This window comes from Mesorhizobium sp. BHbdii, assembly GCF_053848045.1.
The window spans coordinates 1-419 of sequence record NZ_JBSPKX010000267.1 but is presented as its reverse complement, the minus strand read 5'-3'; the positions used below and the strand labels follow the sequence as shown (position 1 = coordinate 419).

Below are 419 nucleotides of genomic sequence, written 5' to 3'. Positions count from 1 at the left end.
GCCGAGACCGTCGAGGACCTGCTCCAGGCCGACGACATCGACATCATCGTCAATCTGACGATACCGGCGGTGCATTACGAGGTATCGAAACGGGTGCTCGACGCGGGCAAGCACGTCTATTCGGAAAAGCCCTTCGTCCTCTCGCTCGAAGAGGGCCAGGACCTCAAGGCTCGGGCTGCAAAGAACGGGTTGCGCATCGGCTCGGCGCCCGACACCTTCCTCGGCGGCGCGCACCAGCTGGTGCGTGACCTGATCGACGAGGGGAAACTCGGCAAGATCACCAGCGGCACCTGCCATGTCATGGGGCACGGCATGGAGCATTGGCATCCCAATCCGGATTTCTTCTTCCAGCCGGGCGCCGGACCGGTGCTCGACATCGGGCCGTATTACATCACAAATCTGATCCAGCTGATCGGGCC

General features: G+C 62.3%; 1 protein-coding gene. It reads left to right on the top strand.

Annotated features, from left to right (window positions below; translation table 11 throughout):
- A partial coding sequence (locus tag ACWTU8_RS32975) for a Gfo/Idh/MocA family protein (protein ID WP_455851395.1) occupies positions 1-419 on the top strand: 419 nt, incomplete at both ends.